This window comes from Burkholderia cepacia (assembly GCF_001039005.1).
GTDB classification, from domain to species: domain Bacteria; phylum Pseudomonadota; class Gammaproteobacteria; order Burkholderiales; family Burkholderiaceae; genus Burkholderia; species Burkholderia theae.
This window is the reverse complement of record NZ_LDWR01000021.1, coordinates 302,244-328,933: the sequence shown is the minus strand read 5'-3', so window position 1 is coordinate 328,933 and position 26,690 is coordinate 302,244. Positions and strand designations below refer to the sequence as shown.

General features: G+C 68.9%; 22 protein-coding genes. 17 read left to right on the top strand and 5 right to left on the bottom strand.

The window, feature by feature from the left end; translation table 11 throughout:
- The first annotated feature begins 43 nt into the window (after window positions 1–43).
- From VL15_RS13855 to VL15_RS13820, 8 genes are all read left to right on the top strand, one after another.
- Window positions 44–1,795, top strand: coding sequence for an IlvD/Edd family dehydratase (locus tag VL15_RS13855; protein ID WP_048246178.1), 1,752 nt, complete (start codon window positions 44–46; stop codon window positions 1,793–1,795).
- 79 nt (window positions 1,796–1,874) lie between these two features.
- Window positions 1,875–3,236, top strand: a complete 1,362-nt coding sequence (locus VL15_RS13850; protein ID WP_048246177.1) for an MFS transporter — start codon at window positions 1,875–1,877, stop codon at window positions 3,234–3,236.
- Between the two features lie 51 nt (window positions 3,237–3,287).
- A complete protein-coding gene (locus VL15_RS13845) occupies window positions 3,288–4,217 on the top strand; it encodes a dihydrodipicolinate synthase family protein (protein WP_048246176.1) in 930 nt (309 codons plus the stop codon).
- Window positions 4,218–4,242: 25 nt separating this feature from the next.
- Window positions 4,243–5,172: a Gfo/Idh/MocA family protein gene (locus VL15_RS13840; protein ID WP_048246175.1), complete on the top strand. Its 930-nt coding sequence runs from the start codon at window positions 4,243–4,245 to the stop codon at window positions 5,170–5,172.
- Between the two features lie 75 nt (window positions 5,173–5,247).
- Window positions 5,248–6,261: an arabinose ABC transporter substrate-binding protein gene (locus VL15_RS13835; RefSeq protein WP_048246174.1), complete on the top strand. Its 1,014-nt coding sequence runs from the start codon at window positions 5,248–5,250 to the stop codon at window positions 6,259–6,261.
- A gap of 21 nt (window positions 6,262–6,282) precedes the next feature.
- Entirely contained in the window at window positions 6,283–7,842 is a 1,560-nt protein-coding gene (gene araG / locus VL15_RS13830; protein ID WP_048246173.1) for an L-arabinose ABC transporter ATP-binding protein AraG, read from the top strand.
- A 31-nt stretch (window positions 7,843–7,873) separates the two neighbouring features.
- On the top strand, window positions 7,874–8,893 hold the full coding sequence (araH, locus tag VL15_RS13825; RefSeq protein ID WP_048246172.1) for an L-arabinose ABC transporter permease AraH: 1,020 nt from the start codon (window positions 7,874–7,876) through the stop codon (window positions 8,891–8,893).
- Window positions 8,894–8,952: 59 nt separating this feature from the next.
- Window positions 8,953–9,855, top strand: a complete 903-nt coding sequence (locus VL15_RS13820) for an SMP-30/gluconolactonase/LRE family protein (RefSeq protein ID WP_048246171.1) — start codon at window positions 8,953–8,955, stop codon at window positions 9,853–9,855.
- 87 nt (window positions 9,856–9,942) lie between these two features.
- Here VL15_RS13820 and VL15_RS13815 read toward each other — a convergent pair whose 3' ends face one another.
- On the bottom strand, window positions 9,943–10,842 hold the full coding sequence (locus VL15_RS13815) for an amidohydrolase family protein (protein ID WP_048246170.1): 900 nt from the start codon (window positions 10,840–10,842) through the stop codon (window positions 9,943–9,945).
- A 170-nt stretch (window positions 10,843–11,012) separates the two neighbouring features.
- Between VL15_RS13815 and VL15_RS13810 the strand changes: the two genes are divergently transcribed.
- From VL15_RS13810 to VL15_RS13800, 3 genes are all read left to right on the top strand, one after another.
- On the top strand, window positions 11,013–11,840 hold the full coding sequence (locus tag VL15_RS13810) for a p-hydroxycinnamoyl CoA hydratase/lyase (protein WP_048246169.1): 828 nt from the start codon (window positions 11,013–11,015) through the stop codon (window positions 11,838–11,840).
- Window positions 11,841–11,882: 42 nt separating this feature from the next.
- Window positions 11,883–13,334 carry an aldehyde dehydrogenase gene (locus VL15_RS13805; RefSeq protein ID WP_048246168.1) on the top strand — a complete coding sequence of 484 codons (1,452 nt, stop codon included), beginning with the start codon at window positions 11,883–11,885 and terminating at the stop codon, window positions 13,332–13,334.
- A gap of 91 nt (window positions 13,335–13,425) precedes the next feature.
- On the top strand, window positions 13,426–15,330 hold the full coding sequence (locus VL15_RS13800) for a feruloyl-CoA synthase (protein ID WP_048246167.1): 1,905 nt from the start codon (window positions 13,426–13,428) through the stop codon (window positions 15,328–15,330).
- 41 nt (window positions 15,331–15,371) lie between these two features.
- Here the strand turns inward: VL15_RS13800 and VL15_RS13795 are convergent, their stop codons facing one another.
- The 3 genes from VL15_RS13795 to VL15_RS13785 form a co-directional block, all read right to left on the bottom strand.
- Entirely contained in the window at window positions 15,372–16,367 is a 996-nt protein-coding gene (locus VL15_RS13795) for a PDR/VanB family oxidoreductase (protein ID WP_048246166.1), read from the bottom strand.
- 55 nt (window positions 16,368–16,422) lie between these two features.
- A complete protein-coding gene (locus VL15_RS13790; RefSeq protein ID WP_048246165.1) occupies window positions 16,423–17,466 on the bottom strand; it encodes an aromatic ring-hydroxylating oxygenase subunit alpha in 1,044 nt (347 codons plus the stop codon).
- An 86-nt stretch (window positions 17,467–17,552) separates the two neighbouring features.
- A complete protein-coding gene (locus tag VL15_RS13785; protein WP_048246164.1) occupies window positions 17,553–18,320 on the bottom strand; it encodes a GntR family transcriptional regulator in 768 nt (255 codons plus the stop codon).
- Between the two features lie 256 nt (window positions 18,321–18,576).
- On the opposite strand from VL15_RS13785, the gene VL15_RS13780 reads away from it, so the two are divergent.
- The 4 genes from VL15_RS13780 (at window position 18,577) to VL15_RS13765 (ending at window position 23,520) form a co-directional block, all read left to right on the top strand.
- Window positions 18,577–19,071, top strand: coding sequence for a MarR family winged helix-turn-helix transcriptional regulator (locus VL15_RS13780; protein WP_048246163.1), 495 nt, complete (start codon window positions 18,577–18,579; stop codon window positions 19,069–19,071).
- 286 nt (window positions 19,072–19,357) lie between these two features.
- Entirely contained in the window at window positions 19,358–20,563 is a 1,206-nt protein-coding gene (gene mhpT / locus VL15_RS13775; RefSeq protein WP_048246162.1) for a 3-(3-hydroxy-phenyl)propionate transporter MhpT, read from the top strand.
- Between the two features lie 67 nt (window positions 20,564–20,630).
- Window positions 20,631–21,770: a porin gene (locus tag VL15_RS13770; RefSeq protein ID WP_048246161.1), complete on the top strand. Its 1,140-nt coding sequence runs from the start codon at window positions 20,631–20,633 to the stop codon at window positions 21,768–21,770.
- Window positions 21,771–21,798: 28 nt separating this feature from the next.
- A complete protein-coding gene (locus tag VL15_RS13765; protein ID WP_048246160.1) occupies window positions 21,799–23,520 on the top strand; it encodes a tannase/feruloyl esterase family alpha/beta hydrolase in 1,722 nt (573 codons plus the stop codon).
- A gap of 63 nt (window positions 23,521–23,583) precedes the next feature.
- Here VL15_RS13765 and VL15_RS13760 read toward each other — a convergent pair whose 3' ends face one another.
- The gene (locus VL15_RS13760) at window positions 23,584–24,060 is read right to left on the bottom strand and encodes an Lrp/AsnC family transcriptional regulator (protein ID WP_048246159.1); all 477 of its coding nucleotides are present in this window, start codon (window positions 24,058–24,060) and stop codon (window positions 23,584–23,586) included.
- Between the two features lie 177 nt (window positions 24,061–24,237).
- Here VL15_RS13760 and VL15_RS13755 point away from each other — a divergent pair, with 177 nt between their 5' ends.
- Together VL15_RS13755 and VL15_RS13750 are read left to right on the top strand one after the other, a co-directional pair.
- Window positions 24,238–25,470 (top strand): diaminopropionate ammonia-lyase, encoded by a 1,233-nt coding sequence (locus VL15_RS13755; RefSeq protein ID WP_048246158.1) that lies wholly within the window; start codon window positions 24,238–24,240, stop codon window positions 25,468–25,470.
- A 29-nt stretch (window positions 25,471–25,499) separates the two neighbouring features.
- Window positions 25,500–26,675, top strand: coding sequence for a M20 aminoacylase family protein (locus VL15_RS13750; RefSeq protein ID WP_048246157.1), 1,176 nt, complete (start codon window positions 25,500–25,502; stop codon window positions 26,673–26,675).
- The last annotated feature ends 15 nt before the right edge of the window (window positions 26,676–26,690 follow it).

The window sequence follows — 26,690 nt, the reverse complement described above, 5'->3', positions numbered from 1 at the left end:
TCTGCCTAGACTGCGCCGGTATCCCGTCACCACAGGACTGACGATGTCGGCAACAAAACCCAGGCTGCGCTCCGCCCAATGGTTCGGCACGAACGACAAGAACGGCTTCATGTACCGGAGCTGGATGAAGAACCAGGGCATTCCCGATCACGAGTTCGACGGCCGGCCGATCGTCGGCATCTGCAACACGTGGTCCGAACTGACGCCGTGCAACGCGCACTTCCGCAAGCTCGCCGAGCACGTGAAGCGCGGCATCTCCGAGGCGGGCGGGTTCCCGGTCGAGTTCCCGGTGTTCTCGAACGGCGAATCGAACCTGCGGCCGTCGGCGATGCTCACGCGCAACCTCGCGTCGATGGACGTCGAGGAAGCGATCCGCGGCAACCCGATCGACGCGGTCGTGCTGCTCGCCGGCTGCGACAAGACGACGCCCGCGCTGCTGATGGGCGCGGCAAGCTGCGACGTGCCGGCCATCGTCGTGTCGGGCGGCCCGATGCTGAACGGCAAGCTCGAAGGGAAGAACATCGGTTCGGGCACGGCCGTGTGGCAACTGCACGAAGCGCTGAAGGCCGGCGAGATCGACCTGCATCACTTCCTGTCGGCCGAAGCCGGGATGTCGCGCTCGGCCGGCACCTGCAACACGATGGGCACCGCGTCGACGATGGCGTGCATGGCCGAGGCGCTCGGCGTCGCGCTGCCGCACAACGCGGCGATTCCGGCCGTCGATTCGCGTCGTTACGTGCTCGCGCACATGTCGGGCATCCGCATCGTCGAGATGGCGCTCGAAGGGCTCGTGCTGTCGAAGATCCTGACGCGCGCGGCGTTCGAGAACGCGATCCGCGCGAATGCGGCGATCGGCGGCTCGACCAACGCGGTGATTCACCTGAAGGCGATCGCGGGCCGCATCGGCGTGCCGCTCGAACTCGAGGACTGGATGCGCATCGGCCGCGACACGCCGACGATCGTCGACCTGATGCCGTCGGGGCGCTTCCTGATGGAAGAGTTCTATTACGCGGGCGGCCTGCCGGCCGTACTGCGCCGGCTCGGCGAAGGCGGGCTGCTGCCGAACCCGGACGCGCTGACGGTGAACGGCAAGTCGCTGTGGGACAACGTGCGCGAAGCGCCGAACTTCGACGACGAGGTGATCCGTCCGCTCGACCGGCCGCTGATCGCGGACGGCAGCATCCGCATCCTGCGCGGCAATCTCGCGCCGCGCGGCGCGGTGCTCAAGCCGTCGGCGGCGAGCCCCGAGCTGCTCAAGCATCGCGGCCGCGCGGTCGTGTTCGAGAACCTCGAGCACTACAAGGCGACGATCAACGACGAAGCGCTCGACGTCGATGCGAGCTCCGTGCTCGTGCTGAAGAACTGCGGGCCGCGCGGTTATCCGGGGATGGCCGAGGTCGGCAACATGGGGCTGCCGCCGAAGCTGCTGCGCCAGGGCGTGAAGGACATGGTGCGGATTTCCGACGCGCGGATGAGCGGTACCGCGTACGGCACGGTCGTGCTGCACGTCGCGCCGGAAGCCGCCGCCGGCGGGCCGCTCGCGGCCGTGCGCAACGGCGACTGGATCGAACTCGACTGCGAGGCCGGCACGCTGCATCTCGACATTACGGATGACGAACTGCAGCGCCGCCTGTCGGACGTCGATCCGACCGCGGCGCCGGGCGTGGCCGGCCAGCTCGGCAAGGGCGGCTACGCGCGGCTGTACATCGATCACGTGCTGCAGGCCGACGAGGGGTGCGACCTCGACTTCCTGGTCGGCACGCGCGGCGCGGACGTGCCGAGCCATTCGCATTGAGCGGCGCGCGCGAAACGCGGCACAGGTGACGCAGGGCAGACCGGCGACGACGCCGGCGCAGCCCTCCCATGGAGACACGATGACGACGACGCAGCACCCGTCCGCGACACCGACCGCGGCTCAATCCGGCCCGCCGGCCGCCGTCGACGAACGGCGGTTGATGCGCACGCTCACGCGCAAGCTGGTGCCGTTTCTCGCCTTGATCTATGTGGTGGCCTATGTCGACCGCACGGTCGTCGGCTTCGCGAAGTTGCACATGAACGCGGCCGTCGGCCTGAGCGACGCCGCGTACGGGCTCGGCGCGGGGCTGTTCTTCATCGGCTATTTTCTGTGCGAGGTGCCGAGCAATCTCGCGCTCGAACGCTTCGGCGCGCGCGTATGGTTCGCGCGGATTCTCGCGACGTGGGGCGCGATCACGATGGCGATGGCGCTCGTGCAGGGGCCGACCAGCTTCTATGCGTTGCGTTTCCTGCTCGGCGCGGCCGAAGCCGGCCTGTATCCCGGCATCCTCTACTTCCTCACGCAATGGTTCCCGATGCGCGACCGCGCCCGCGTGATCGGGTTGCTCGTGCTCGCGCAGCCGCTCGCCGGCATCGTGACGGGGCCCCTCGCGGGTTGGCTGCTGTCGACGCACGGGCTGTTCGGGCTGTCGAACTGGCAGACGCTGTTCGTCGTCAGCGGCCTGCCGGCGGTGCTGCTCGTGTGGCCGACGCTTAGGCTGCTGCCCGAATCGCCGGATCACGCGCGCTGGCTGGGCGACGACGAGCGGCGCTGGATCGCTCGCCAGCTCGCCGCCGATCGCGACACGTACCGCCCCGACGCGCACCGCAATCCGCTCGCCACGCTGGCCGACCGGCGCGTGCTGTTACTCGCGGCGCTGTTCCTGCCGTTCCCGCTGTGCATCTACGGGTTGTCGCTGTGGCTGCCGACGATCATTCACGCGTTCGGCGTGGGCGACGCGGCCACCGGCCTGCTGTCCGCGGTGCCGTACCTGTTCGCGGTGGTCGGGCTGCTGGTCGTGCCGCGTCATTCGGATCGCACGCGCGAGCGCTACTGGCACATCGTCGTCGTGTCGGCCGCCGCGGCGCTGACGATGGCCGCGAGCGCATGGGCGCGGCAGCCCGCGCTGCAGTTCCTGTTCATCTGCCTCACGGCGTTCTCGCTTTACTCGATCCAGGCCGTCGTATGGGCGCTGCCCGGCGAATTCCTGACCGGGACGAGTGCGGCGGTCGGCATCGCCGCGATCAATTCGCTCGCGAATCTCGGCGGTTATGTCGGGCCGTACGGCATCGGCCTGATCAAGCAGGCGACCGGCAGCCTCGCGGCCGGCCTGTATTTCCTCGCGGCGACGCTGCTGTTCGCGGTGCTGATCACGTTCGTGGTCCGCGCGACGCTGCGCGCGCCGCAGCCGGCCGCGGGCGCGCTCGCTCGCGAATCCTGAACGCTTTGCTTTCCGGCTGAACGCCGATTCGACCGACGCAGGACCCGAACCATGACTTCGAGCAGCACGCCGCGCTATCGCGGCATCTTCCCCGTCGTTCCGACGACGTTTGCCGATAACGGCGAGCTCGATCTCGCGAGCCAGAAGCGCGCGGTCGATTTCATGATCGACGCGGGCTCGGACGGGCTGTGCATCCTCGCGAACTTCTCCGAGCAGTTCGCGATCACCGACGACGAACGCGACGTGCTCACGCGCACGATCCTCGAACACATCGCGGGCCGCGTGCCGGTGATCGTCACGACGTCGCACTACAGCACGCAGGTGTGCGCGGCGCGCAGCCTGCGCGCGCAGCAACTCGGCGCGGCGATGGTGATGACGATGCCGCCGTATCACGGCGCGACGTTCCGCGTGCCCGAAGCGCAGATCTTCGATTTCTACGCCCGCGTGTCCGACGCGATCGCGATCCCGATCATGATCCAGGACGCGCCCGCGAGCGGCACCGCGCTGTCGGCGCCGTTCCTCGCGCGGATGGCACGCGAGATCGAGCAGGTCGCCTATTTCAAGATCGAGACGCCCGGTGCGGCGAACAAGCTGCGCGAGCTGATCCGGCTCGGCGGCGACGCGATCGAGGGGCCGTGGGACGGCGAGGAGGCGATCACGCTGCTCGCCGATCTCCATGCGGGCGCGACCGGCGCGATGACGGGCGGCGCGTATCCGGACGGCATCCGGCCGATCCTCGAAGCGTGGCGCGAAGGGCGCCGCGACGACGCGTTCGCGCGCTACCAGGCGTGGCTGCCGCTGATCAATCACGAGAACCGCCAGTCCGGGATCCTCACCGCGAAGGCGCTGATGCGCGAAGGCGGCGTGATCGCGTGCGAGCGGCCGCGGCATCCGATGCCGGAACTGCATCCGGACACGCGCGCGGAGTTGCTCGCGATCGCACGCCGGCTCGACCCGCTCGTGCTGCGCTGGGCGCACTGAACGGGCGCAACAGGAGGAATGCACGATGAGTGATCCGATTTCGCTGGGTGTCGTCGGGATCGGCAAGATCGCGCGCGACCAGCACCTTCCGGCGATTGCCGCCGAACCGGGCTTCAGGCTGACGGCCTGCGCGAGCCGTCACGCGGAAGTCAGCGGCGTGCGCAACTATCAGGATCTGCGAGCGCTGCTGGCCGCCGAGCGCGAGCTAGATGCCGTGTCGCTGTGCGCGCCGCCGCAGGTGCGCTATGCGCAGGCGCGTGCCGCGCTCGAAGCCGGCAAGCACGTGATGCTCGAGAAGCCGCCGGGCGCGACGCTCGGCGAAGTGGCCGCGCTGGAAGCGCTGGCGCACGCGCGCGGCCTCACGCTGTTCGCGACCTGGCATTCGCGCTGCGCAAGCGCGGTGGAGCCCGCCCGCGCGTGGCTCGCGACGCGCACGATCCGCGCGGTGCAGGTGCGCTGGAAGGAGGACGTACGGCGCTGGCATCCGGGGCAGCAGTGGATCTGGGAGCCCGGCGGCCTCGGCGTGTTCGATCCGGGCATCAACGCGCTGTCGATCGTCACGCGGATCCTGCCGCGCGAGCTCGTGCTGCGCGAGGCGACGCTGTTCGTGCCGAGCGACGTGCAGACGCCGATCGCGGCCGAACTCGATTGCGCGGATACCGACGGCGTACCGGTGCGCGCGGAATTCGACTGGCGGCACGGCCCCGTCGAGCAATGGGAGATCGCGGTCGATACGGCCGACGGCGTGCTCGCGATCAGCCGCGGCGGCGCGCAACTGTCGATCGCGGGCGAACCGGTCGAGATCGGGCCCGAACGCGAGTATCCGGCGCTGTATGCGCACTTCCGCGCGCTGATCGCGCGCGGCGCAAGCGACGTCGACGTGCGGCCGCTGCGGCTCGTCGCCGATGCGTTCCTGTTCGGCCGGCGCGTCCAGACCGACGCGTTCGGCCGCTGAACCAGCGCGGCGCGCGTTGCCGCGCCCGCGCACGATGAATCATTACGGCCCAGGCCGATACCAAGGAGACACAGCATGACCCGCACGATTCACACGATTCGCCGACACACGTTGCGCGCGCTGCTGGCCGCGCTCTGCATCGCGCCGCTCGGCATGCAGGGCGCCGCGCGCGCCGACGCACCGCTGAAGATCGGCTTCCTGGTGAAGATGCCCGAGCAGGCGTGGTTCATCAACGAGCAGAACGCGGCGTCCGCGCTCGGCCAGAAGGAGAACTTCTCGGTCGTGAAGATCGGCACGCCCGACGGCGAGAAAGTGCTGGCCGCGATCGACAACCTCGGCTCGCAGGGCGCGCAGGGCTTCGTGATCTGCGCACCCGACGTGCGCCTCGGCCCGGCGATCGCCGCGCGCGCGAAGCGCTACAACATGAAGTTCGTGACCGTCGACGACCAGCTCGTCGATTCGACCGGCAAGCCGCTCGCGAGCGTGCCGCACCTCGGGATGTCGGCGACCAAGATCGGCAACCAGGTCGGCCAGGCGATCGCCGACGAGATGAAGCGGCGCGGCTGGAAACCCGAGGAAGTCGGCGCGCTGCGGATCACCAACTACGAGCTGCCGACCGCGAAGCTGCGCACCGACGGTGCGACGCAGGCGCTGCTCGCGAACGGCTTCCGCCAGGAGAACATCTTCGACGCGCCGCAGAAGACGACCGACGACGAAGGCGGCTTCAGCGCGGCCGCACCGGTGCTCGCGCGCCATCCGAACGTGAAGAAATGGGTGGTCTACGCGCTGAACGAGGAAACCGTGCTCGGCGCGGTGCGCGCGACCGAACAGCTGCACATCCCGTCGGCCGACGTGATCGGCGTCGGCATCAACGGCGCGGGCGAAGCGTTCGCCGAGTTCCAGAAGAAGGAGCCGACCGGCTTCTACGGGACGATCGCGGTCAGCTCGACGAACCACGGCAAGGACAGCACGCAGAACCTCGTCGACTGGATCCGCAACGGCAAGACGCCGGCGGCCGACACGCAGACGAGCGGCAAGCTGATGACGCGCGCCAACTGGCAGGCGGTGCGCGCCGAGCTCGGCATCTGAGCGGCGCGGGGCGAGAACGCGATGACGACGCAGACGATGACGGCCGTGTCCGGTGGCGACGACGTCACGGCCGAAACCGGTCCGCCGCCGCCGGGCGGCCCGTTGCTCGCGCTCGACGGCATCACGGTGACGTTCCCGGGCGTGCGTGCGCTCGACGCCGTGTCGCTGTCGGTGCGCGCGGGCGAAGTGCACGGGCTGATGGGCGAGAACGGCGCGGGGAAATCGACGCTGCTGAAGGTGCTGTCCGGCGTGAACCAGCCGCAGGCCGGCACGTTGACGCTGAACGGTACGGCGCAGCGCTTCGCGTCGACGCGCGCGGCGCTCGAGGCCGGCATCGCGATCATCTACCAGGAGTTGCATCTGGTGCCCGAGCTGACGGTTGCCGAGAACCTGATGCTCGGGCAACTGCCGAGCCGGCTCGGCGTGGTCGACGAGCGCACGCTGGCCGCGCGCGCGCTCGATGCGCTGGAACGGCTCGGCGAGCACATCGATCCGGGCATCCCCGTGAAGTACCTGTCGATCGGTCAGCGCCAGATGATCGAGATCGGCAAGGCGCTGATGCGCGACGCGCGCGTGATCGCGTTCGACGAACCGACGAGCTCGCTGTCCGCGCGCGAGACCACGCAGCTGTTCCGGATCATCCGCGCGCTGCGCGCGGAAGGCCGCGCGATTATCTACGTCACGCACCGGATGGAGGAAGTGTATGAACTGTGCGACCGCGTGACCGTGTTTCGCGACGGCCGCCGGATCGATACGTTCGATTCGGTCGCCGAACTCGACCGCGACAGGTTGATCGGCTGCATGGTCGGCCGCTCGATCGAGGACGTGTACGGCTACCGGCCGCGCACGGCCGGCGACGTGCTGATCGAGGCGAAAGGGCTGACGGGCCCCGGTCTGGCGGAGCCGGTGTCGTTCGCCGCGCGGCGCGGCGAGATCGTCGGTTTCTTCGGGCTCGTCGGCGCGGGCCGTTCGGAACTGATGAAGCTGCTGTACGGCGCGGTGCGCCCGAGTGCCGGGCACGTCGAGCTGGGCGGGCGGCGCGTCGCGTTTGCCAGCCCGCGCGACGCGGTGCGCGCCGGCATCGCGCTGTGCCCGGAAGACCGCAAGCAGGAAGGGATCGTCGCGATCGCGTCGGTGGCCGACAACCTGAACATCAGCGCGCGCCGCCATTTCAGCCCGGCGCGCGTGCTGCTCGACACGCGGCGCGAACGCGAACTCGCGCAACGCTACATCGAGCGGCTCGCGATCAAGACCCGCGACGGCGACACGCCGATCGGCGCGCTGTCCGGCGGCAACCAGCAGAAGGTCGTGCTGGCGCGCTGGCTGGCCGAGCGCATCGATGTGTTCCTGATGGACGAGCCGACACGCGGCATCGACGTCGGCGCGCGCGCCGAAATCTACAACCTGTTCTACGAACTCGCGGAAGCGGGCCGCACGGTGATCCTCGTGTCGAGCGATCTGGCCGAAGTGATCGGCGTGTCGGACCGGATCGTCGTGATGAAGGAAGGACGGATCGCGGGCGAGGTGGCGAAGGCGCAGGCCACGCCCGACGCGCTGATCAAGCTCGCGCTGCCGCGTTAGCGGCCCGCGGTTCAACTGGAATGCAAATGATATGAGCCAGGCAATGCAACCCCAACGCACTTCTCCGTCCCCCGATGCCGCCGCCGTGCCCGCGCGAGCGCGCGGCGGCGTGTGGCAGCTGATCAACCGTTCCGGCATCGTGATGGTGTTTCTCGTGCTGTTCGCGACGCTGTCGCTGACCGTGCCGGACTTCCTCACGCCGCGCAACATCCAGGGCTTGCTGCTGTCGGTCACGCTGATCGGTTCGATTGCGGTGACGATGATGTTCGTGCTCGCGCTCGGCGAGGTCGACCTGTCGGTCGCGTCGATCGTCGCGTTCTCGGGCGTCGTCGCGTCCACGCTGATCACCGCGACGCACAGCGTGCTGTTCGGCACCGCGGCCGGCGTGCTCGCGGGCGGCGCGGTCGGGCTCGTGAACGGCGTGCTGATCGCGCGCTACCGGATCAATTCGCTGATCGTCACGCTCGCGATGATGGAGGTCGTGCGCGGGCTCGCGTTCATCACGTCGAACGGCGACGCGGTGATGATCTCCGAGGAGCGCTTCTTCGAACTCGGGGCCGGCTCGTTCCTCGGCATCTCGTATCCGATCTGGAGCAACATCGTCGGCTTCGTCGTGTTCGGCTTCCTGCTGCGCAAGACGGTGTTCGGCAAGAACGTGCTGGCCGTGGGCGGCAACGGCGAGGCCGCGCTGCTCGCCGGGCTGCCGGTGATGCGCATCAAGATCGCGGTGTTCGTGCTGCAGGGGCTCGTGACGGGCTTCGCCGGCGTGATGCTCGCGTCGCGGATGAGCCTGGGCGACCCGAAGACGTCGGTCGGCCTCGAACTCGGCGTGATCTCCGCGTGCGTGCTCGGCGGCGTGTCGCTGACGGGCGGTGTCGCGACGATCTCCGGCGTGCTGGTCGGCGTGCTGATCATGGGCGCGGTGCAGGATGCGATGAGCCTGCTGAACGTACCGACCTTTTACCAATATCTGATACGCGGCGGAATTCTGTTGCTCGCGGTGCTGTTCGACCAGTATCGTCGCAACCAGCGGCGCGCGATGAAGATCTGACCGGCAGCGCGGCCGCCCGCGAACGCGACGGTCATTCGCGACAGATATCGGGAGACGGCATGCAACAGAATCATCCGGCCGCGTCGGCGACGCTGCTGGCCGACAGCCGCAACACGCTCGGCGAAGGCGCGACGTGGTGCGATGCGACGAAAACGCTGTACTGGGTGGACATCGAAGGCGCGCAGTTGTGGCGATGCCGCGCGGACGGTTCGGACCTGACGCCGTGGGCGATGCCCGAGCGGCTTGCGTGCTTCGCGCTGACGCATGATCCGGACGTGCTGCTCGTCGGGCTCGCGACGCATCTCGCGTTCTTCGACCTGCGCAGCGGCGCGTTCACGCGGATCGTCGACGTCGAGCCCGACCTGCCGACGCGCTTGAACGACGGGCGCTGCGATCCGTCCGGCGCGTTCGTGTTCGGGATGAAGGACGAGGGCGGCGAGCCGCCGCGCGCGGTCGGCGGGTTCTACCGGCTCAATCCCGACCTCACGCTCGAACGGCTCGCGTTGCCGGCGGCGGCGATCGCGAACAGCATCGCGTTTTCGCCGGACGGTTCGAAGATGTATTTCTGCGATTCGCTGGTGCGCGAGATTTTCGTCTGCGATTACCGCACGGATGGCGACGTCGCGAACGTGCGGCCGTTCGCGCGCCTGACCGACCCGGACGGCGACCCGGACGGCTCGACGATCGATCGCGACGGCGGCCTGTGGAACGCGCAGTGGGGCGGCCGGCGGGTGGTGCGCTACGGGCCTGACGGCATCGAGACGGAGCGCGTCGACGTGCCGACCGCGCAGCCGAGCTGCGCGGCGCTCGACGGCGACGGGCGGCTGTACGTGACGAGTGCGCGCGTCGGGTTGAGCGACGACGCGCTGGCAAGCGATGCGCATGCGGGCGGCGTGTTCGTCGCGCAGACGCGGCATGCGGGGCTGCCGACCGCACGGTTCATCCCGAAGCGCGCAACCTGAGCGCCGCGGCGCGGCCGGCGAACGCGGCATCGGCGCACGACCGCGCCGGCCGCCACGCTTCGATCGGCGCATTCATCACTCGGCGCGTCACGCGCGCGGCGCGTCGGGTTCTAGCCCCAGCCCCAGCAACGCCACCGCGTTGTCCTTCAGGATCAGCGGATGCACGTCGGGCCGAAACCCGGCGCCGTTGAAATCCTCCAGCCAGCGATCCGGCCGGATCAGCGGAAAATCCGATGCGAACAGCACCTTGTGCCTGAGCAGCGTGTTCGCATACTTGACCAGTTCCGGCGAGAAGTACTTCGGCGACCATCCCGACAGATCGATGTAGACGTTCGGCTTGTGCAGCGCGATCGACAGCGCCTGCTCCTGCCACGGCCACGACGGGTGCGCGATCACGATCTTCATGTCCGGAAAGTCGGCGGCGACATCGTCGAGATGGATCGGTTCGGAGTACTTCAGACGTAGTCCGCCGCCGCCGCGCATGCCTGAACCCATCCCAGAATGGCCGCTGTGGAACACGGCCGGCAGCCCGTGTTCGGCGATCACCTCGTAGATCGGATACGCGAGCCGGTCGTTCGGAAAGCACCCCTGCATCGTCGGGTGGAACTTGAAACCCTTCACGCCGTGTTCTTCGATCAGGCGGCGCGCCTCGCGCGCGCCGAAGCGGCCCTTGTGCGGGTCGATGCTCGCGAACGCGATCATGACGTCGGCGTTGTCCTGCGCGAACTGCGCGATCTCCTCGTTCGGAATGCGGCGCCGGCCGATGTTCGTCTCGCAGTCGACGGTGAACATCACGAAGCCGATGCGGCGCTCGCGGTAATACGCGATCGTCTCCGGAATCGTCGGCCGGCGGCCCTGCTTCAGCACCGTGCCGAAGTACTTGTCGGCGGCGTCGTCGAAGGCCTTCGCGAACAGGTCGGGCGGCTGGCAGCACGACACTTCGGCATGCACGTGCGTGTCGATGGCAATCAGGTTGCGGATGTCCAAGCGTGTCTCCTCATGTCGCGAAGGGCGGGCGCCGCGCGGCGCGAAACCGCGCGTTCGTGCCCGTTTAGGGGTTTGTCCCGAGCCGCTTCCATTCTACTTTACATATCAGGTTACCTGATAGTAAATTGGCGTCGAGTCGCGCAGGGCGGCACGATCATTGGAGAACGAAGATGAGTTACGAAGGTCGCTGGAAGACGGTGAAGGTCGAGGTCGAGGGCGGGATCGCCTGGGTGTCGCTGAACCGCCCGGACAAGCGCAATGCGATGAGCCCGACGCTGAACACGGAGATGATCGACGTGCTGGAAGCGGTCGAACTCGACGCCGACGCGCAGGTGCTCGTGCTGACCGGCGAGGGTGATGCATGGACGGCCGGGATGGACCTGAAGGAGTATTTCCGCGAAGTGGATGCGGGCCCGGAGATCCTGCAGGAAAAGATCCGCCGCGACGCGAGCCGCTGGCAGTGGCAGCTGCTGCGCATGTATGCGAAGCCGACGATCGCGATGGTCAACGGCTGGTGTTTCGGCGGCGGCTTCTCGCCGCTCGTCGCGTGCGATCTCGCGATCGCGGCCGACGAAGCCGTGTTCGGCCTATCCGAGATCAACTGGGGCATCCCGCCGGGCAACCTCGTCAGCAAGGCGATGGCGGATACGGTTGGGCATCGCGAGGCGCTGTACTACATCATGACCGGCGATACCTTCACCGGGCAGCAGGCCGCGAAGATGGGGCTCGTCAACAAGAGCGTGCCGCGTGCGCAACTGCGCGACGAAGTGCGCGCGCTCGCCGCGAAACTGCTCGACAAGAATCCGGTCGTGATCCGCAATGCGAAGCACGGCTTCAAGCGCTGCCGCGAACTGACGTGGGAGCAGAACGAGGATTATCTGTACGCGAAGCTCGACCAGGCGAACTATCGCGATCCGGAAGGCGGCCGCGAGCAGGGCCTCAAGCAGTTCCTCGACGACAAGAGCATCAAGCCGGGGCTGCAGGCGTACAAGCGCTGACGCGCGACGCGGCACGCAACCGGACTGAGCGGAGACAGCGAAATGCACGAAGTGAGTTTGTTGATCGACGGCGTGTCGCGCGGCGCGTCGGATGGCGGCACGTTCGACCGGATCGATCCGGCGACGGGACAGGTGGCGTCGCGCGCCGCCGCGGCGACGCTCGCCGATGCGGATGCCGCGGTCGCGGCGGCCGCACGCGCGTTTCCCGCGTGGGCGGCGCTCGCGCCAACCGAGCGCCGCCGGCGGCTGCTCGTGGCGGCCGACCGGATGGACGCCCGCGCCGGCGAATTCATCGAGATCGGCCGCGCCGAAACCGGCGCGATGGCGAACTGGTACGGCTTCAACGTGATGCTCGCGGCGAACATGCTGCGCGAGGCCGCCGCGATGACGACGCAGATCGACGGCGCGGTGATCCCGTCCGATGTGCCGGGCAGCCTCGCGATGGCCGTGCGCCAGCCGTGCGGCGTCGTGCTCGGCATCGCGCCATGGAACGCACCGGTGATTCTCGCGACCCGCGCGCTCGCGATGCCGCTCGCGTGCGGCAACACGGTCGTGCTGAAGGCGTCCGAAGGCTGCCCGGGCGTGCACCGGCTGATCGGCAGCGTGCTGCATGACGCGGGGCTCGGCGATGGCGTCGTCAACGTGATCACGCATGCGCCGCAGGACGCACCCGCGATCGTCGAACGGCTGATCGCGAACCCGGCGGTGCGGCGCGTCAACTTCACCGGGTCGACGCGCGTCGGCCGGATCGTCGCGACGCTCGCCGCGCAGCACCTGAAGCCGGCGTTGCTCGAACTCGGCGGCAAGGCGCCGGTGCTCGTGCTCGACGACGCGGATCTCGATGCGGCGGTCGACGCGGTCGCGTTCGGCGCGTTCTTCAACCAGGGCCAGATCTGTATGTCGACCGAGCGCGTGATCGTCGACCGGCAAGTCGCCGATGCGTTCGTCGAGCGGCTCGTTGCGAAGGCGCGTACGCTGAAGGCGGGCAACCCGGCCGCACCGGGCGTCGTGCTCGGCACGCTGGAAAGCGCGGCGGCCGCGCAGCGCATCGCGGCGCTGGTCGCCGACGCGCGTGTGCACGGCGCGGCGTTGCCGCTCGGCTGCGAAGTCGACGGCGCGGTGATGCAGCCGACGATCGTCGACGGCGTCACGCGCGACATGAAGCTCTACGCGGACGAATCGTTCGGGCCGGTCGTGACCGTGCAGCGCGTCGACGGCGACGAAGCGGCGCTGGCGGCCGCGAACGACAGCGAATACGGGCTGGCTGCCGCGGTGTTCAGCCGCGACATCGCACGCGCGATGCAGATCGCGAAACGGATCGAGTCGGGCATCTGCCACATCAACGGCCCGACCGTGCACGACGAGGCGCAGATGCCGTTCGGCGGCGTGAAGGCGAGCGGCTACGGCCGGTTCGGCAGCAAGGCGTCGATCGCCGAATTCACCGACCTGCGCTGGATCACCGTGCAGACCGCGCCGCGCCACTACCCGATCTGAGCAGGCCGCCGCGGCGCGGCACCGACAACGACACAATGAAGTTCCCGCCGCGCGCCGCGAGCGCGCCGGCGGAACCGACTGGAGACAGACCTTGGATGCGGATCCGACCCAACTGCGCGGCATCGCCGCCGCGCAGCCCGCCCCCGCCGGCTACCGCCCCGTCGCGATCGGTGCGGCCCCGCCCGACATCGCGCAACGCGACGGCTGCTGGACCCTGCGCGCATCGACCGCGCTCGGCGCGTATCCGCGCCGGCTGACCGATCGGCTCGTCAGCGGTGCGCAGGCGCACCCGGACCGCTGGCTCGTCGCGCGGCGCGGCCCCGACGGCGCATGGATCGGCATCAGCTATGCGCAGATGCTCGAACGCGCACGCGCGATCGGCCAGGCGCTGCTCGATCGCGGGCTGTCGGCCGAGCGGCCGGTCGCGATCCTGTCCGGCAACGATCTCGAACATCTGCAGATCGCGTTCGGCGCGCTGTGGGCCGGTATTCCGTATGCGCCGCTGTCGCCCGCGTATTCGCTCGTGTCGAGCGACTACGGCAAGCTCCGCCATGCGCTGGCGCTGCTGACGCCGGGGCTCGTGTTTGCCGCGGACGGCGATGCGTTCCGTGCCGCGCTCGATGCGACGGTGCCGCCCGACGTCGAGCGTGTGGTCGTGTCGGCGGCGGACGGGATGCGCGGCGTCACGCGCTTCGCGTCGCTGCTCGACACCGCGCCGGGCAGCGTCGATGCCGCGCACGATGCGATCACGGGCGATACGATCGCCAAGTTCCTGTTCACGTCCGGTTCGACGCGGCTGCCGAAGGCGGTGCCGACCACGCACCGGATGCTGTGCAGCAACCAGCAGATGCTGCTCGAAACGTTTCCGCAATTCGGCATCGAGCCGCCGGTGCTGGTCGACTGGCTGCCGTGGAACCACACGTTCGGCGGCAGTCACAACGTCGGGATTGCGCTGTACAACGGCGGCACGCTGTACATCGACGACGGCAAGCCGGTCACGGGCAAGTTCGACGAGACGTTGCGCAACCTGCGCGAGATCGCGCCGACGGTGTACTTCAACGTGCCGAAAGGCTGGGAGGAGCTGACCGCCGCGCTCGAAACGGACGCTGCGCTGCGCGCGACCTTCTTCTCGCGCGTGAAGATGTATTTCTTCGCGGGCGCCGGGCTATCGCAGGCCGCGTGGGACCGGCTCGAACGCGTGACGCTCGCGCACTGCGGCGAGCGCATCCGGATCATGGCGGGCCTCGGGATGACCGAGGCCGCGCCGTCGTGCATGTTCACCACCGGGCCGATGTCGGGCGCCGGCTACATCGGCCTGCCCGCGCCTGGCTGCGACGCGAAGCTGGTGCCGATCGACGGCAAGCTCGAGGCGCGCTTTCGGGGGCCGAACGTGATGGCCGGCTACTGGCGCGCAAGCGGCGACGACGCGCGCGAGGTGTTCGACGACGAAGGCTACTACCGCAGCGGCGACGCGGTGCGCTTCGTCGACCCGCGGCGTCCGGAGATCGGGTTGATGTTCGACGGCCGGATCGCCGAGGATTTCAAGCTGTCGACGGGGACCTTCGTGAGCGTCGGGCCGATGCGCGCGCGGATCGTGTCGAACGGCGCGCCGTACGTGCAGGACGCGGTCGTGACCGGGATGAACCGTGACGACGTCGGCGCGATGATCTTTCCGCGCGTCGACGATTGCCGCCGCCTTGCGGGCGAGGGGCCGGACGCCGACGTGCACGCCGTGCTGCAGGCGCCGGCCGTGCGCGCGTTCTTTGCGGATCTGTTGCAGCGGTTGAATCGCGACGCGACCGGCAGCGCGACGGTCATCACGCGGCTGTGCCTGCTCGACACGCCGCCGTCGCTCGATCTCGGCGAAATCACCGACAAGGGTTCGATCAACCAGCGCGCGGTGCTGACGCAGCGCGCGGCCGTGATCGAAGCGATGTATGCGCGCGACGCGGCCGATGCGGGCGTGATCGTCGCCGGCGCGGCGCGCGGCGCATAAGGCGCGCATGCGGCGGCGCGTCTACCGCGCCGCGCGCACTTTCACAGATCCAGCACCAGCAGCGGCGTGACCGCACGCGAACAGCACGGCAGCATCTGATCGTTGGCCGCGCGTTCGTCGTCGGTCAGATAGACGTCGCGATGATCGGGCGTGCCGGACAGCACGCGCGTGAGGCAGGTGCCGCACACGCCTTGCTCGCACGATACCGGCACGTCGATTCCGCAGCCGCGCAGCGCGTCGACGATCGTCGTGCCGGCCGGCACGTCGACGACGCGGCCCGATTGTGCGAGCGATACCTGGAATGCGTGGTCGGCTCCGTCTTCGCCCGGGGCAGTTGCGGTGCCTGAGCTAGCCGCACCTATGCCGGCCGCACCTAAGCCGGCCGCGCCGAAATACTCCCGATGCACGTTCGCAGGATCCCAGCCGGCTTGCTCGGCCGCCGCGAGCACGGCGCCGATGAACCCGCCGGGGCCGCACACGTACAGGTGCGTGCGCGCATCCGGCTTCGCGAGCACGTGCGAGAAATCGATGCGCTGGCCGCCCGGCGCGTCGTCGAACCAGAGCCGCGTGCGGGCCTTGAGCCCGGGTGTGTCGAGCCGGTCGAGGAACGCGGCGCGCGCCGGCTCGCGCGCGCAGTAATGCAGTTCGAATGACTGACCGGTCTCGATCAGGTGCGCGGCCATGCTGAGCAGCGGCGTGATGCCGATGCCGCCGGCGAGCAGCACGGTGTGCGCGGCCCGCGGGTCGAGCGGGAAGTGGTTGCGCGGCGCGCTGATGTCGAGCGTCGTGCCGGGCTCGCATGCGTGCATCGCGAGCGAGCCGCCGCGCGACGCGGGCTCGCGCAGCACGCCGAGTCGGTAGACGCCCGTCTCCGACGGGCTGTTGCACAGCGAATACTGGCGGACGAAGCCGCCGACGTGGACGTCGATATGCGCGCCGGCCGTAAACGGCGGCAGCGATGTGCCGTCTGCCGGTGCGAGTTCGAACGCGCAGATGTCGGTCGCGACGGGAAGCTTGCGGATGAGCGTGACTTTCATGGGAATGGTGGGGTAGGGGCGCCGCACCGCCATGCGGCGGCGATGCGGCACGCAGTCAGCACGGCAGCGCGACGGCGCGCTCCTGGTCGATCAGCCGGTCGAGCACGCGTCGCGACTGCACGCCACCCGCGTCGATGTTCAGCTTCAGCAGCGGCCGGTCCGGCCAGCGCAGCAGGTTGCGCTGTTGCGCTTCGAGCATGTCGAGATCCTCGGCGAAGATCGCGCCCTGTCCGTTGCGGATCGTCTCCGTCAACGCGCGGTCGTCCACCGCGAAACTGCGCGCCATCCCCCAGAAGTACCAGATCGACGTCTCGGTTTCCGGCGTGATGAAATCGACGACGATGCTCGACACCTTGTCGCGCGGGTCCGCGTGATAACCGCCCTTGCCCGCGTGCGCGACGCCCACCTCGATCATCACGTGGCTCGGCGGCGTGAAATGGCAGATCTGCCAGCGATCGCAGCGCACGTCGTCGGCGAGCCCGTTGCCGCGCAGCGCGGCGGCCCAGAACGGCGGCGGCACGATGCCTTCCATGAAGCGGCTGGTCGTGACCGTGTCGCCGTTCACCTTCGTCGCGGGCGGCGCTTCCTCGATCTCCGGCTGCCCGATGCTCGATGCATGCACGTAGGTCTCGTGCGTGAGGTCCATCAGGTTGTCGATCATCAGCCGGTAATCGCAGTCGATGTGATAGAGACCGCCGCCATACGCCCAGCCCGGATCGTCGGCCCAGTGCAGCCGGTGAATCGTCGCGGGGTCGGCCTGGGCCGGGTCGCCCGGCCACACCCACACGAAGCCGTGCCGCTCGACGGCCGGATAGCGGCGGATCGCCGGAATGCCGCCGACGCGCTGACACGGCATGCTCGTGCACTTGCCGTCCGCGCCCATCGTCAGCCCGTGATAGCCGCACACGAGCCGGCCGTCGCGCACGGTGCCGAGCGACAGCGGCGCGCCGCGGTGCGGGCAGAAATCCTCGAGCGCGGTGACCGCGCCGTCCGCGTCGCGGAAGAACACCATGCGTTCGCCGCAAATCTGCCGCCCCAGCGGCTTGCCGGCGAATTCGTCCGGCGTGCAGGCCACATACCACGCGTTTTTCAGGAACATACGTCTCCTCCATGGCGTGTGCGCACGCCGTGTGTGTCGTCGGATGAGCGGCGCGTCGTGCGCCGCGCGAAGGTGCCGCGTGCCGGTCAGCCGGCGTCGCGGCGAATCAGGTTGCCGCCCTTGAGCTTCGTCATCGCGCGCTGGCTGTCGAGCACGCGCCGCAGGTTGTCGTGCGCGATCTGCGCGTGTTCGCGCATCAGCGCTTCCGCGCGCGCGCCCTGGCGATGTTCGATCGCGTCGAGCACCGCGCGATGCTGGGCTTGCGCGACGATCAGCGTTTCGTGCGCGCGCGGATCGAGCGACTGCACGACGACGAACGCGCTCGCGGACGCGAACGGCAACGTCGCGACCTTGTCGATCTGCCGCGCGACGACGTCGCTGCCGGCCGCGGCCGCGAGCAGCCGGTGGAAGCGGGCATTCGCGTCGACGTAGCGCGAGAACGTGTCGTCGGTCAGCGGGCCGGCGAGCAGGACGTCGATCTCGTCGGCGCACGCGCGCAGGTCGCGCAGCATCGACGGCGGCACGCCACGTTCGGCCGCGAACCGTGCGGCGAGCCCTTCGAGCGTGCCGCGCAGTTCGATCGCATCGCCGATCTCGCGCGCCGAAAACGCGCGTACCGCAAACCCGCCGGTCGCGATCGGCTCGATCAGCCCTTCTTCCTGGAGCCGGATCAGCGCCGCCCGAACCGGCGTACGCGATACGCTCAGCCGCTCGACGACCCACAGTTCGGAAATGCGTGCGCCGGGCGCGAGCTCTCCGCCGACGATGAGCTCGCGCAGGCCGAGCAGCGTGCGGACCGTTTGCGACGGGGAGGCGGCGCGCGTGTCGGAAGTCGAAGCGTCGAGGTCGGTCATGGCGGATATCGGGGGTTGTGCCGCGTTGCCGGTGCCGGCGTGCGGAGTTATCAGGCTACTTGATAAAATTGTATACATCGCCGCCGCGCGTTCAAGCTGAATCGTGCAAATCAGCGGGTAAACCACGATCGAAACCGCCGAGTCGGGTTCATGTTGTATACAGCGTGGCAGTTGCGGCGATTCGGGCGATGCGAGCCTGTCCGCCATGCGGGCCGCGTGAGGTAAGATGGCCCGCGACATTCCTCCCGACACCTTCATGAGTTCGACACCCGTCAAACCGGCCGGCGCGAAACGCGCTGCCCGTGCTACCGAGGCCAGGCCGCCCGTGCGTGCCCAGCAGCGGCTGACCTACCTGATCGGCAATCTCGATCGGCTGCTGCGTCGCCAGATGAGCGATGCGCTCGCACCGCTCGGCGTGACGCTCGCGCAATACACGGCGCTGTCGGTGCTCGAAGCGCGCGGCGCGTTGTCCAATGCGCAGCTCGCGGTGCGCTCGTTCATCACGCCGCAATCCGCGAACGAGGTGATGGTCGCGATGGCGGCACGCGGCTTCGTCACGCGCGAGGCCGATCCGAATCATGGCCGCGTGATCCTGCTGCGCCTGACCGACGAAGGCTCGGCGATCCTGCGCGAATGCGAACGGGTGCTGCGGCCGCTCGAGCGCCGGATGCTCGGCGACGACCTCACCGCCGCCGACGCCGTGCAGGTCCAGCGCACGCTCGAACTGTTCGTGCGCAACCTGCGCGACTGAGCCGCGTTTTCGCGACACTCGTCGTTTCGCACGGCCTTGCCCGGCCGGCTTCCGCGCGCATTGCGGGTTAACACCGGCGTACCGCGCACTTGAAATATCAGGTTACCTGTTATTAAATCGTCCCGTCCCCCGATGGGATGACGGTCCGCACGACCGGCTGGTCGCGCGGATTTTATTTCGGACAATGAATCAGGCTACCTGATAATTTCTGGCGCATGGTCCGATCACGACAAAGACACCGCGCATGCGTCCCGGCATGACGCGCAGTACAAGGTTTGGAGACGACATGGACACTTCCGTTGCCGAGAGGCCGGCCGTCGCGACGACGCTCGGCCTGTGTTTCGCGATCGCGTTGCTAGAGGGGCTCGACCTGCAGTCGGTCGGCGTCGCCGCGCCGCGCATGGCGCACGAGTTCGGGCTCACGGTTTCGCAGATGGGGCTCGCGTTCAGCGCGGGCACGTTCGGCCTGTTGCCGGGCGCGATGCTCGGCGGCTGGCTCGCCGACCGGATCGGCCGCAAGCACGTGCTGATCGCGTCGGTCTGCCTGTTCGGGCTGCTGTCGATCGCGACCGCGCAGGTGTCGAGCTTTGCGATGCTGGTCGTCGTGCGTGCGCTGACCGGCCTCGGCCTCGGCGGTGCGATGCCGAACCTGATCGCGCTGTCTTCCGAAGCAGCCGACGCGCGCTCGCGCAGCAGCGCGGTCGCCGTGATGTATTGCGGCATTCCGTTCGGCGGCGTGATCGCGTCGCTGATCGGGGTGCTGCTGGCCGGCGACACCGAGTGGCGGCACATCTTCTACGTCGGCGGCATCGGGCCGCTGCTGCTCGCCCCGTTGCTGCTCGCGCTGCTGCCGGAATCGCGCGCGTTCCTCGACGTCAGCGCATCGGGCGCCGCGCGCCCAGGCGTTGCGCACACGCTGTTCGGCGGCGCGCGCACGGGCACCACGCTCGCGCTCTGGCTCAGCTATTTCTGCACGCTGATCGTGCTGTATTTCCTGCTGAACTGGCTGCCTTCGCTGATGGCGGCGAAGGGGCTCGCGCGCAGTCAGGCCGGAATCGTGCAGATCTTCTTCAACATCGGCAGCGGCCTCGGCGTGCTTGGAATCGGCATGTCGATGGACCGGATGCGGCCGTCGCGGGTCGTCGGCGGCATGTACGCGGGGATCGTGCTGTCGCTCGCCGCGCTCGCGATCGCGCCCGGGCTCGTCTGGCTGTCCGCCGCGGCGTTTGCGGCCGGGATGTTCGTCGTCGGCGGCCAGTCGGTGCTGTATGCGCTGGCCGCGATGTACTACCCGACCGCAATGCGCGGCACCGGCGTCGGCTCCGCGGTCGCGGTCGGCCGGCTCGGCTCCGTGGTTGGCCCGCTCGCGGCCGCCGAGCTGCTCGCGATGGGCCGTAGCGCGTCGGTCGTGATCGGCGCGAGCATCCCCGTCACGCTGGTCGCCGCCATCGCGGCGCTGGTGCTGATCCGCAGGCCGCAGGCACACGACTGAGTTTCTTTACTTTCACCCACGAGCGCCGGCAGAGCGCGATATCGACGCAGGTCTGGAGACATTAACCATGAAGCACACCAAAGCCTTGCTGGCGGCCGGCGCATGCGCGCTGGCCGCGACCAGTGCGCACGCGCAATCGAGCGTGACGCTGTACGGGATCATCGACACCGGCGTCGAATTCGTGTCGCACGCGAACGCGGCCGGCGACCACGTGGTGCGGATGCCGGGCGTGACCGGCGAGATGCCGTCGCGCTGGGGCCTGCGCGGCAGCGAGGATCTCGGCGGCGGTTATCAGGCGGTATTCACGCTCGAAAGCGGCTTCAACGTGCGCGGCGGCGATCTCGGCCAGGGCGGGCGGCTGTTCGGGCGGCAGGCGTTCGTCGGGCTGAAGGGCGGCTTCGGCACGCTCGCGTTCGGCCGCCAGTACACGATGACCTACCTCGCGCTGCAGGGCGCGGACATCATCGGCCCCGACATCTACGGGCTCGGTTCGTTCGACGCGTACGTGCCGAACGGCCGCGCCGACAACGCGGTGACCTACCTGGGCACCTATCGCGGCGTGACGCTCGGCGCCGCCTATTCGTTCGGCCGCGACAGCGCCGGCACCGGCAACTCGCCGGGGCAGGGCACGTGCGCGGGGCAGGTGCCGGGCCACGCGGTCGAATGCCGCGACTGGTCGGCGATGCTCAAGTACGACAGCGCATATTTCGGCGCGGCGGCGTCGTACGAGGAGCAGCGCGGCGGCACCGGCGCGGCCGCGAACTTCTTCGACGGCGTCGCGCCGGTCGCGTTCACGAGCAGCGCGGGCAAGGACGCACGAATTCACGTGAGCGCGTATGCACAGGCGGCGGGCGCGCGGATCGGCGCGGGCTGGATCGGGCGGCGCGTGTCGACCGGTTCGCCGGCCGCGCCCGGCGCGCATTCCGACCTGTTCTTCGTCGGGGCGTCGTATACGGTCAAGCCCGATTTCGTCGTCGACGGCGAAGGCTACCGGATCGTCAACAGCGCACACGACACGCGCGCGACGATGGCGACGCTGCGCGCGACCTATCTGCTGACGAAGCGCACGTCGGTCTACGCGCAAAGCTCGTATCTGTGGAACAGCGCGCACGCACGCTACGCGGTCAGCGGCGGTGGCCCCGGCACGACGCCGGGCGAAGGGATGGGGCAGCTCGGCGCGATGGTCGGCGTCAAGCACATGTTCTGAGTCGGCAGCCTGAACAACGGGAGGTATCTTGAACAGAAAATCTGCATTCCTCTGCATTGCGCCGCTGTCCGCCGCGATACTCGCCGGTTGCGGCGGCGACGATTCGGTCAGCTCCGCGCCCACGCACCTGAGCGCGGCGACGCCGGCCGCGATGGCGCAGACCTGCGACGCGCTCGCCGCGAAGCTTGCGTATGCGAACACGTCGTTCACGTCGGTGACGACCGCGGCCGCCGGCGCGCTGACGGTGGCCGGCCAGCCGATCGCCGAGCACTGCGTGATCGAAGGGAACATGAACCCGCGCGTGAGCGCGGTGGACGGCCAGACCTACGCGATCGGCTTCGAGATGCGCTTGCCGAAGGCGTGGAACGGCCGCTTCTTCTACCAGGCGAACGGCGGGCTCGACGGCAACGTCGTGACCGCGACCGGCGAGATCGGCGGCGGCGGGCCGCTGACCGATGCGCTGAACCAGGGCTTCGCAGTGATCAGCTCGGATTCCGGGCACAGCGCCGCGCAGAACCCGCTGTTCGGCCTCGATCCGCAGGCGCGGCTCGACTACGGCTACGGCGCCGTCGACGCGCTGACGCCGATGGCGAAGCAGGTGATCCGGCTGGCCTACGGCAAGGCGCCCGATCGCAGCTATTTCGGCGGCTGCTCGAACGGCGGGCGTCACGCGATGGTCACGGCGGTGCGCAACCCGGGCGACTACGACGGCATCATCGCGGGCGATCCGGGCTTCCATTTGCCGAAGGCGGCGATCGGCGAGATGTACGGCGCGCAGCAGTTCGCGAAGATCGCGTCGGCGACGGGATCGAACGGGCTGCCGGACATCCGCAGCGGCTTCACCGATGCCGAGCGCCAGTTCGTCGGCGCGAAGATCCTCGACAAATGCGACGCGCTCGACGGCGTGGCCGACGGGATGGTGCAGGACGTCGCCGCGTGCCAGGCGCACTTCAGCGTCGAGACGGACATCCCGACCTGCGCGAACGGCACGCGTACCGGCGCATGCCTGACGACCGCGCAGAAAACCGCGCTCGAGAACGTGTTCGCGGGGGCGCACAACAGCGCGGGCACGGCGCTTTATGCGAGCTTTCCGTACGATCCGGGCGTGGCCGGCGGCGGCTGGGCCGCGTGGAAGCAATCGAATTCCATCACGCTCGATCCGGTCGCGATGGCGTTCACGTTCATGTCGCCGCCGAAAAGCACCGCGACGCTCGCGAACCTGCCCGGTTTCGCGCTCGGCTTCGACATGGACAACGACGCGCCGGCGATCTTCGCGACGAACGGCGTGTACACGCAATCCGCGTGGTCGTTCATGACGCCGCCCGACGAGACGAACCTGGCCGCGCTGAAGTCGCGCGGCGCGAAGCTGCTCGTCTATCACGGCACCGGCGACCCGGTGTTCTCGTTCAACGACACGAGCGACTGGTACCAGCGGGTCGCGCAGGCGAACGGCGGCGATGCGTCGAGCTTCGCGCGCTTCTATCCGGTGCCCGGGATGAACCACTGTGCGGGCGGGCCGGCGGCCGACCAGTTCGACATGCTGACGCCGCTGGTTGCGTGGGTCGAGCAGGGGCAGGCGCCCGCCGCGATCGTGGCCGCCGCGCGTGATGCGACCAACGCGGTGCCGAATGCGGACGTGCCCGCGTCGTGGGGGGCTGGGCGCACGCGTCCGCTGTGCCCGTATCCGCAGGTGGCGCGCTACAACGGCTCGGGCGACGTGAATTCGGCGGCGAGCTTCATTTGTCGTTAACGTAGCCGTGGATGGGAGGCGGCCGGCGCACGCGGTTGTGCGCCGGCCGCTTCATTGCCGCACTCATTCGCCGGGTTCGACCGGCACCTCGAGCCCGACCTTCACGCGGCTCATGCTCACCAGCGTCTTGAACCGCTTCACGTTGTTGTTCGCGAAGAACAGCTCGCGCGTGAGCGCGTTGTACTGATCCATATTGCGCACGGCGAGGATCAGCACGAAATCCCATTCCCCCGTCACGTAGTAGCACTGCTGGATCTGCGGGCACCGCTCGAAGGACCGCTTCATCGCGTCGAGCTGGTCGATCTGCTCGCTTTCGACCTCGACGTTCACGACGATCGTCAGCGGATGATCGACCTTGTCCGGCGCGACCACGGCCGTGTAGCGCTCGATCACGCCGTCTTCAGCAAGACGCCGCAAGCGCCGGTTCACGGCGGCGGTCGACAGGTTGACGCGCGTGCCGAGCTCGGCCTGCGGCGTCTGTGCGTCGCGCTGGATTTCCATCAGCAGCTTGCGATCGAACGCATCGAGCGGGGTGGACATGATGGTCTGAAACCTCGAAAGAATGAGAAATTTTTGCGTCGGAGCGACTGATTTGGCGAATTAATTGATCGGCATGCGCAATATTATTTTCCAACCGGCGGCGCGTGCAACCCGCGCTTGCCCGATCCGACCCACCCGACGGACCGCTGGCGCGGTCCGGCTCCGGAGCCTTTCGCCATGCTGATCGCCAACCCCCGCGCATCGCGCGCCGCCTATCCCAACGCGTTGCGCCGCGTGATGAACATCGCGTCGGCCGACGAAAGCGGCGCGTGGCTCGCGCACTGGCCGCTCGTCGGCAACGCGCGCACGCCGCTACGCGCGCTGCCGGATCTCGCCGCGCGGCTCGGCGTCGCGAGCGTCAGCGTGAAGGACGAGTCGTGCCGCTCGCCGCTCGGCAGCTTCAAGGCGCTCGGCGCGCCGATTGCGCTGCTGCGGCTCGTGAAGCGCCTGCGGCGCACCCACGATCTCGATCCGCAAGGGCTGATCACGGGCCGCTACGCATCGCTGCTGGTCGACCTGACGGTGATCAGCGCGACCGACGGCAATCACGGCCGCGCGCTGGCGGCTGCCGCGCGCGCGATCGGCTGCGGCTGCGTGATCGTGCTGCACGCGAATGTCGACGCCGAACGCGAACGCGCGATCTCGGCGTACGGCGCACGGATCGTGCGCATCGCGGGGAACTACGACGAGTCGGTCGTCTGCGCGGCGCAGCTTGCGCAGGCGAACGGCTGGTATGTCGTGTCGGATACGTCGTACGACGGTTACGAGGCGATTCCGCGCGACGTGATGCAGGGCTACGGCGTGATCGCCGCCGAGGCCGCCGCGCAGGCGGCGCATGACGATGGGCGACCGTTCACGCACGTGTTCCTGCAGGGCGGTGTGGGCGGCCTCGCGGCGGGCGTCGCGAGTTACCTGTGGGAGCGCGATGGCGCGCAGCGGCCGCATTTCATCGTCGTCGAGCCGCGCCAGGCCGATTGCCTGTACCAGAGCGCGCTCGCGGGACGCGCGACCAAAGCGAGCGGCAGCGTCGATTCGGTGATGGCCGGGCTCGCATGCGGCGAGGCGTCGCCGCTCGCGTGGGATTTCCTCGAGATGTGCATCGACCACTTCATGCTGATCGGCGACGACGATGCGGTGCAGGCGATGCGCGGCCTCGCGGCCGGCAGCGAACGCGACGTGCCGCTCGTCGCCGGCGAATCGGGTGCGGCGGGCGTCGCGGGGCTGGACGTGCTGATGCGCGACCCTGCGAGCGCGCGGCAGGCGGGGCTCGACGCGCATTCGCGCGTGCTGGCGATCAATACGGAAGGTGCAACGGCGCCGTCCGTGTACCGAAACTGCGTCGGCGAGACGGCCGACGCGGTGCTCGCGCGGCAGCGCGACTGGCTGAACCGCGCGACGGTAGCGGCCTGAACGACACAACGACCGACGAGGCAAGCGCAATGGACACAATGGAAGAGAGCACGCTGCAGGGGCAACTGAAGGCCTGGCGCCGTCATCTGCATCAGTTTCCGGAGACGGGTTTCGAAGAGGTGAACACGTCGGACTACGTCGCGCGCATCCTGACGACGCTCGGGCTCGACGTGCATCGCGGGATCGGCGGCACGGGGCTCGTCGCGAACCTGACGGTGGGTACCGGCCGGCGCGCGATCGGCATCCGCGCGGACATGGATGCGCTGAACATCGCCGAACACGCGCCGGGCCGCGAACATGCGTCGCGCACGCCCGGCAAGATGCATGCGTGCGGGCACGACGGCCACATGTCGATGGTGCTCGGCGCGGCGCAGCTGCTGGCCGAACGCAAGGATTTCGACGGCACGGTGCGCTTCATTTTCCAGCCGGCCGAGGAGCATGGCCGCGGCGCGAAGTCGATGATGGCCGACGGGCTGTTCGAGCGCTTTCCGGTCGACGCGATCTTCGGCGCGCACAACATGCCGGGCATGCGCGCGGGCACGTTCTCGACGCGCGCGGGCGGCATCATGGCGAGCGAGGACAATTTCGTGATCCGAATCGACGGGCGCGGCACGCATGCGGCGCGTCCGCACATGGGCATCGATCCGATCGTGATCGGTTCGCAGATCGTGCTCGCGCTGCAGACGATCGTGTCGCGCAATCTCGATCCGGGCCAGCAGGCGGTGATCTCGTGCACGGAGTTCATCACCGACGGGCTGCGCAACGTGCTGCCGTCGACCGTGACGATCAGGGGCGACACGCGCAGCTATTCGCGCGACGTGCAGGCGCTGCTGGAAACGCGGATGCGCGAGATCAGCGAAGGGATCTGCCGCACGCACGGCGCGACCTGCACGTTCGACTACACGCACGAGTTCGCACCGACGGTGAACTCTCCGGAATGGATCGACGCGGCTGTGCAGGCCGCGGCGCAGATCGCAGGCGCCGACGCGGTGAACGCCGACGTGCAGCCGATGATGATCTCGGAGGATTTCGGCGCGTTCCTGCAGGTCGTGCCCGGCAATTTCGTGTTCATCGGCAACGGCGAAGCGGCCGAGCGCGGCGGCGTGCCGCTGCATAACGCGACGTACGATTTCAACGACGAGATCCTGCCGGTCGGCGCGCGTTATTTCGCGGAAGTGGCGCGGCGCGCGTTGCGGGCAGCGTAGCGGGTAGCGCGGTGG